Annotated in this window: 3 protein-coding genes; 1 reads left to right on the forward strand and 2 read right to left on the reverse strand. The window is 68.7% G+C overall.

The genetic code is table 11. From position 1 onward, the window contains the following. On the reverse strand, positions 1-3078 hold a 3078-nt coding region (treS, locus tag H0W38_RS10890), incomplete at its 3' end, for a maltose alpha-D-glucosyltransferase (RefSeq protein ID WP_292453802.1). Further along, entirely contained in the window at positions 3078-6470 is a 3393-nt protein-coding gene (locus H0W38_RS10895; RefSeq protein WP_292453805.1) for an alpha-1,4-glucan--maltose-1-phosphate maltosyltransferase, read from the reverse strand. The genes treS and H0W38_RS10895, both read right to left, overlap by 1 nt. A gap of 414 nt (positions 6471-6884) precedes the next feature. Between H0W38_RS10895 and H0W38_RS10900 the strand changes: the two genes are divergently transcribed. Beyond that, positions 6885-8270 (forward strand): CHASE domain-containing protein (locus H0W38_RS10900; protein WP_292453808.1); only part of this gene is annotated, 1386 nt, incomplete at its 3' end.

The raw sequence follows: 8270 nt of genomic DNA on the forward strand, positions 1-8270 counted from the left end.
GTCGCCGTGGATGCGAGTGCGCAGCGAACCGACGCCTTGCGCGGCCAGCCGGTCCATCAATCCGAGCAGCGCCTCGCGCTGGCCGAGCAATTGCTCGGCTAAGCCGGCCTCCTCGTCGGTGGCGCGATGGTCGGTGGCACGTTTGCCGCCGGGCGCCTGCAGCAGGGACAGTGAGCGCTCGAGCTGCCCGCGGGCGCCGGCTGCCCAGGCGGCCACGTCTTCGGCGCTGGCGGGCTCGGGCGCGAAGGCCGGGTCTTCGCTCGGCCGCGCGAGTGCGACATGCAGTTCGCCCAACCGGCGGCCCAACACACCGGCTGATTCCCTGAACTCGGCCAGCGCCTCTTCGCCTGGATCGCCGCTTTCGCGCTCGACCGGGGTGCTCTCGACCGTTTGCGCCTGCTCCGCCATCACGTCCTGGATGCTGCGTTCCAGTGCGTTCAGGGTCCAGGCCCAGGCGTCGCCCTGGTTGTGCATGAACTTCTGCAGCACCGCCATGACCTGCGGCGTGCCGTCGGCCGCCACGCGCGTCACTTCGCCCAGGGTGAGTGCGATGTTGGCGAAGCCCCCTTCGGTGAGGTAGCGGCCCATCTCGACCTCGGGGTGGATGCCGGGCTGCATGCGGCGGATCAGCTTGAGGATCACTTGCTCGCCGAGCACCACCGAGCTGTTGGATTGTTCGGCGGACAAATAACGCACCTCGGGCGATGGGCCCAGATCGATCTCGTCCAAGCGCGAGGTGGGGAGAAATCGAATGTCGCCGTCGCTCGTGGTCAGTGTGCGGCCTTCGCGCACCAGCGCCATCATGCGCAACACGAAAGGCTGCAAGGTAAAGGCGTCGGTCAGCAGCCCGACCTGGCGGCCTCGGCGCACGCGCGAAAGGGCGAGTTGCAGCGGCAAAGGCGAGGTGGCCTCGTCTTCGCCGATGAAGCCGAAGGGCAGCATGTAGCGCTCGGTGCCGCAGGCCGTGCGCACTTCCAGCTCGGTGAGCAGCATCGGCCGCGTGGTGCCGTCCAGTTCGGCCGCGAAGACGATCCTCACCTGCTCGATCTTCTCGTTCTTGGCACCGAACCAGCGTCGCTTGGGCAGGTAGGCCGGCAGCACCTCGTTCTCCAGCACCGCGCGGCTGGGCGCTTCGAGAAGTTCGCCGACATCGCGGCGCACCACCAGGGTCGCGTATTCGGGCATGGCTTCGGGCGGCGGGGCCGGCCCACCGAGCGAATCGGCTTCGCTGGTCAGGGCGAACCAGTAGAAGCCGAAAGGCGGCAGGGTCAGCAGGTAAGGCAGTTGGCCGATCGGCGGAAAGCGTGAGCCGCCGATCATCTCGATGGGCACCTTGCCGGCGAAAGACGAGAGGTCCAGCTCGACCGCCTGTGCGGAGCGCGAAACGTTGGTCACGCAAAGGATCGACTCGATGCGCTCGGTCTTCTCGCCCTTGTCGCCGGTGCCGTCTTCGGACGATGCGCCCTCCTGCCTGTACTCGCGCAGATAGGCCAGCACCTTGCGATTGGCCGGCGAGAGCAATTTCATGGTGCCGCGGCCCAGCGCAGGGTGCGACTTGCGCACGGCCAGCATGCGCCGCATCCAGTTGAGCAGCGAATAGGGGTCCGCAGTCTGCGCCTCGACGTTGACCGCCTCGAAGCCGTAGAGCGAATCCATCACCGGCGGCAATACCAGGCGCGCCGGGTCGGCGCGCGAGAAGCCGCCGTTGCGGTCGGGCGACCACTGCATCGGTGTGCGCACGCCGTCGCGATCACCCAGATGGATGTTGTCGCCCATGCCGATCTCATCGCCGTAATAAATAACGGGCGTGCCGGGCATCGAGAGCAGCAAGCTGTTGAGCAGTTCCACACGCCGGCGATCGCGCTCGAGCAGCGGCGCCAGGCGCCGGCGAATGCCCAGGTTGATGCGCGCCCGGCGGTCCGAGGCGTAGAAGCTCCACAGGTAGTCGCGTTCCTTGTCGGTCACCATTTCGAGCGTGAGCTCGTCGTGGTTGCGCAGGAAGATCGCCCACTGACAATTCGGCGGAATGTCGGGCGTCTGGCGAAGGATGTCGGTGATCGGGAATCGGTCTTCCTGCGCGATGGCCATGTACATGCGCGGCATCAGCGGGAAGTGGAAGGCCATCTGACACTGGTCGCCCAGGCCGTTCTCGTCGCGGCCGAAGTACCGCTGTACGTCCTCGGGCCACATGTTGGCCTCTGCGAGCAGCATGCGCCCGGGGTATTCGCGGTCCACCGTCGCGCGGATCTTGCGCAGCACCTCGTGCGTCTCGGGCAAGTTCTCGTTGGTAGTGCCTTCACGCTCCACCAGGTAGGGCACGGCATCGAGGCGCAGGCCGTCCACGCCGATGTCGAGCCAAAAGCGCATGACCGACAGCACCGCCTTGAGCACCTGCGGGTTGTCGAAGTTGAGGTCGGGCTGGTGCGAATAGAAGCGGTGCCAATAAAAGCTCTCGGCCACCGGGTCCCAGGTCCAGTTCGACTTCTCGGTGTCGCAGAAGATGATGCGGGTGCCGGCGTAGGCTTGGTCGTTGTCGGACCACACGTAGAAGTTGCGCGCCGACGAACCCGGCTTGGCGGCACGCGCGCGCTGGAACCACGGGTGCTGATCGGAGGTGTGGTTGATGACCAGTTCGGTGATCACCCGCAGACCGCGGCGGTGCGCCTCGGCCACGAAGCGGCGCGCGTCGGCCATCGTGCCGTAGTCGGGATGCACACCGCGGTAATCGGCGATGTCGTAGCCGTCGTCGCGGCGCGGCGAGGGGTAGAAGGGCAGCAGCCAGATCGTGTCGACGCCGAGCGCGGCGATGTAGTCGAGCTTGGCGACGAGGCCCGCGAAGTCGCCGATGCCGTCGTTGTTGGCATCGAAGAAGGACTTCAGGTGCAGCTGGTAGATGACCGCGTCCTTGTACCAGCAGGGGTCGTCGGTCGGCGGGCGCTCCACATTCGGCTTGGCCAGCGGCGGGAGCGCCGAGGCGCTAGGCTCCACCGCCCGCACCACGGTGTGCTCGGCTTCGCCTTCTATCTTCAGTGGCATGGCGGCGGTGCGTGTTTTGTCGGCGATCTTGTTCTCGGCCATCACACAGCCTCCGTGGGTTGGATGCGCCAGATAGCGAACGGCAGCTGCGCGGGATCGAGCCGGATGTGCTGGTGCTTGCCGCGCCAGGTGAAGCGGTGGTTGTGTACCAGGTCGACGGTGTCGAGCGCGCCGTCGTCCGGCAGGCCGAAGCGCCACAGCGGCAATTCGATGTCGGCCTCGTGCGCGTTGAAAGGATCGAGGTTGATGGCGACCAGCACCACCGCTGTGGTGAAGCGCCCGCCCGCACGCGCCACCGGGCCGGGAAGGGCCTTGGCGAAGTACAGGATGTTGTCGTTGCCGGCGTGGAGGAACTCGATGCCCAGGTGCGACTGCAGCGCCGGGTTGCCGCGGCGGATGCGGTTGAGCAGTGTGATCTCCGCATTGATGTTGCCCGGCCGCTGCCAGTCCCAGGCGCGCAGCTCGAACTTCTCGGAGTCGAAGTATTCCTCCTTGCCCGGCAGCGGCGTGCCCTCGCACAGCTCGAAGCCGCTGTACATGCCCCACAGCCCCGAGAGCGTGGCCGCCAGCGCAGCGCGGACCAGAAAACCCGCGCGGCCCGAGCCCTGCAGAAAGTGCGGGTTGATGTCGGGCGTGTTGACGAAGAAGTGCGGGCGGAACACCTCGCTCACCGGTGGCTGGTTCAGCTCGGTCAGGTAGTCGGTGAACTCCTGCTTGGTGTGGCGCCAGGTGAAGTAGGTGTAGGACTGCGAGAAGCCCACCTTGGCCAGCCGATACATCGGCTTGGGCCGCGTGAAGGCTTCGGAGAGGAACACCACGTCGGGGTGGCGCGCCCTTACGTCGCCGATCATCCATTCCCAGAACGGCAGGGGCTTGGTGTGCGGGTTGTCGACCCGAAACAGCCGCACGCCCTGCTTCACCCAAAACAGGACCACGTCGCGCAGCGCGGTCCACAGGGCGGGTCGTGCTCCTTCGGCGTAGAAGTCGACGTTGACGATGTCCTGGTACTTCTTGGGCGGGTTCTCGGCATAGCGCATCGAGCCGTCGGGCCGCCACGAGAACCACTCCGGGTGCTCGCGCAGCCAGGGATGGTCGGGCGAGCACTGAATGGCGAAGTCGAGCGCGATCTCCAGGCCGTGCGCAGCCGCAGCCTTGCACAAACGAACGAAGTCCTCGAGCGTGCCGAGCTCGGCGTGGATGGCGTCGTGGCCGCCCTCCTCGCTGCCGATGGCATAAGGGCTGCCCGGATCGTCGGGCGTTGGCGTGAGCGTGTTGTTGCGGCCCTTGCGGTTCGTCTGGCCGATCGGGTGGATGGGCGTGAAGTAGAGAACGTCGAAGCCCATCGCGCGGATGGCAGGCAAGCGCGAGACGACGTCGTCGAAACGGCCGTGGCGCAGCGGCGCGCCGGGGCGGTTGCCGAGGGAGCGCGGGAACAGTTCGTACCAGCTCGCATAACGCGCGGCCGTGCGCTCGGCATCGACGCCGAGCGGCGGATCGTGGCGCAGCGCGAATGGGCGCAGGCAGGCATTGCGCACGGCCTGCTGCGTGGGAGCCGCAAGCAGCGTCTCGACGCGGGAGGCCGCATCGGGCGGTGGCGCCTGGGCCGCAGGCCCGGCCGATGCACGCCGCGATCTGGCTTTGGTTTTCGTGCTTGCGGCTTTGTCCGCAAGCGGCGGTCCCAGCAGGGCGACGATGGTTTCCAGCATGGCCGCCGTTTCGGCGTCTTCTCGTGTTGTAGCGTGCTCCTGCGCCTGCACCAGCAGCAGCCGGCCTTCCTCGAGCTCCAGGTTCACGTCCAGACCCGCGGCGACCTTCTTGCTCAGCTCATCGCGATAAGTCTCGAAGCCGTCGCGCCAGGCTTCGACGGTGAAGGCATGCCGCCCGAGCTTCGTGAGCGGGAACTCGGCGCGCCAGCGGTCGTTGCCGAGCGGGGCCATCGACACCTCCTGCCAAGCCGCGTCGTCGGGGCCACGCCACAACAGCATCACGGCGAGCTTATCGTGGCCGTCCATGAACACGTCGGCCTCGACGCGCACCGTTTCGCCGGCGATGCGCTTGACCACGAAGCGCCCGTCGTCGACGGTGGGCGTGATCGCCTCGATGGCCACTCGCGGCGCCTTCACCGCGACGTCCAGCGCACGGCGAGCGCGATTGGCTGCAGCCGCGCCGCGCGTCGGTGCTGCAGCCGCCGGCCCGACGGGCAGCGATTCGTAAAGCGCGACGCGGCCGGCCGTCAGATCGATCGTCGCGGCGGGATCGAAGCAGTGCGCCGCATCGGCCACTGCGTCGACATCCGCGCTGTCGGTATGCCGCAGCGCGCGAAAACGGGTGAAGCGATCGGCGCCCGGCAGCACGTCCGCACCGACCACGCCGTTGGCGCCCGGAAAACCCGCCAACAGCAGCAAGGCCCGATCAGCGCGCCGCAAGTCGCCGTCGGTGATGAGCACCGCGACGGTCGACGCGCCGGCGGCGCTCAGCAGCGACAGGCGCGGCGCCCCGCCCCCGGGTGCGGCGTTGCGCACGCCGCGCTCGGCGAGCCAGGCATTGGCGGCCATCACTTCGGCGCCGAGATCGAACTCGCCGCCGTTGGGTCGCAATGCCTGCGCACATGACACGCCCCGCTCGAAGCCCAGCGGCATCAGCAGCCCCGCGCCGGTGGCCGCCGCCCACCACAAGCTGCGGCGATGCGCCTGCTCCGGGTCTTCGGCGGCTGTCGTCGCGCAGACCGGATGGCGCCGCGCCTCGGCCAGCATCGCCAGCGGCGCTGAACTTGCGGCGACCCGTTCGTGCTCGCAGGTCCACCGCTCGACCTCGGCTGCCGAACCGGGGACGGCCCCGGCGATCGCGTCGAAGCCGCAGTCCATCAGCACCGACGACTCTGCCGAGGGCCCGGCGATGAAGCACGCTTCGCGCTGCCCGTTGCGCAATGCATCGAGCAAGGTGGTCCAGAAATCGGCCGGCAGAACAGCGTCGTGCACGCAGTACAAGCCCGCCGCGCCGGCTTCGAGCCACCCCGCCATCTGTGCAGCCCACCAGTCCCGCGCCGGCTCGAGCCGCTCGGCATCGCTGCTCAGCGTCACGGTGTTCGCACAGTGAGCCGGCCGGCGCGGATCGGGCAGATCGCCGTCGGGGTCGGGCACGAACCACTGCGGATGCTGTGCGGCCAGAGCGCTCGCGCGGCTCGCTCGGGCGGGAGCGGCATCGATCAGCAAACCGAGTCCATGCGCCCGGCATTCGCTCGCCAACCCGGCGATGCGTTCGCGGTCGCCACCCTCACCGAAACGCAAGCTGCCGGGGATTGCGCTGGCCGGCGACCAAGCCAGCGAGAGCTGCTCGAAACCCAGGCGCCGGCCGTGTGCGCAAGCTTGCCGGAGGTCGTCGCTGCTCTGCAGCGCGGCAGGGTCGACACGCAGGATGCGCAGCGCCCGGCTCATCCGCGCGCCTCTTGCGCACGCAGGGCCGGCGTCGAGGTACCCATCTGGGCGGGGCGACGGCTTTTGGAACAACACTCCAACGCAGCGAGCGACAAGACACGCGGATCCAGCAAGATTCAACCCTCCAATCGAATCGCCCCGGCTCGGCAGAGCCAGCCCCGGGGCGCCGTGCCGCCGCAGCACGGATAAGTCGGTTCATGCGGCAATAGCTGCAGCCCTTCGGGACACGCGAGCCAGCGTCGGCTTAGTGTCTCCAGGTTCTGAATGCCCTTGATAAGAGCCGCGGCACGCGCAGCATGAAAGCCGACAGCAAGCGGTGTTCCCGCCCTGATGCAAGAATTGCAGCCGCTCGAACGATCCCTTTCTCGAGCAGGCCTCGCGCACCGATCCGGCCTTAGCCTGCGAACACTACCCATGCACTCCTGGCTGCGCTTTCGCCAACCCCGGATCGTCCTCGTTGCCGCCTTGCTGCTGACCGCGATCGCCACCGTGCTGGCGTCGCGGTGGCTCGAGGCACGCCAGCAGGCCCTGCACGCCACAACGGTCGAGTTTCAGCTCGGCCGGCTGAACGCCCGCATGGACGCCTACGTGGCGCTGCTGCGCGCCACGCGAGCACTGATGCAGGCCCAGGCCGGCGAAGTGGACCGCAGGGTGTTCCGGCGCTACGTGGAGCGCCTGCGCATCACATCCGACTTTCCTGGCATTCAGGGCATCGGCTACAGCCCGCGCGTGGCGGCCGGCAGCGTCGCGGCGTTCGAGGAGGCCGCGCGCAAGGAAGGCATCGAAAGCTTCGCCGTCCACCCTGCGGGAGCGCGCGAATGGATGTTCAGCATCCTCTACCTCGAGCCGCTCGACGAGCGCAACCGCGCCGCCCTGGGCTTCGACATGTCATCCGAGCCTGTCCGGGCGGCCGCCATGGCCCGCGCGCGCGACACCGGCTCGCTGGCAATGTCGGGCCCGGTGGTGCTCAAGCAGGAGATCGACCCGGACAAGAAGGCCGGCTTCCTGGTCTACGTTCCCCTTTACGGGGGCGGCTCGACCCCGGCCACGCTGGAGGAACGCCGGGCGCGTTCGAGCGGCTTCGTCTATGCGCCGTTCCGTGCGCCCGACTTCTTCGACAGCCTGTTCGACGTGGCAGCGCCGCTGGTGGCCGTGCGCGTGCATGCCGGCGCCCCCGGCGAGCCGCTCGAACTGCTGCATGACGGCTTTCCGCGCGACCCGCGCCAATGGACGCGTGAGATCACGGTCCGCTCGCCGGTGATCGGCGGGCAGCCGTGGACGCTCGAGTTCATGGCCTTGCCCGGCCTTGCGCCGCGGGGCGAGCGGCTGCTGGTGCCGGCCGTGGCGGTAACGGGCGGACTGATCAGCGCGCTGCTGTTCCTGCTGGCGCGGCTGCAGTTGCTCGACCGGGTGGCCCTCGAACGCAGCGCGGCCGAACGCGCCGAGGCGCTGAGCCGCGAGCGCGCGCAACGACGCCTGGCGGAGTCGCTCTCCGGGCTGGCCTTGTCGTCGGGCTCCGAGCCGGACGCCGGCGCCCTGATGCAAAGGGTGGTCGATGAGGCTACCCGGCTCACCGGCGCCACCTGCGGCGTGTTCCTGTGGGCCGCTGCGCGGGCCGGCGGAGACGCGGTCGTCGCCGGCACGTGCACGAGCTTCGCGCCCACCGCCGAGGCGCTGGCCCGGCTGCGCAGCACCTCGGCCTTTGCCGCGGCACTGACCGGGCGCACCCTTCGCCTCGACGACTTGCGGGCCGGCTCGGGCGCCGAGGAAGCGCTGCGCCTCGGCTTGGCGCCGGAACAG

It is taken from the genome of Methylibium sp., assembly GCF_013817365.1.
In the GTDB taxonomy this organism is placed as follows: Bacteria; Pseudomonadota; Gammaproteobacteria; order Burkholderiales; family Burkholderiaceae_C; genus Methylibium.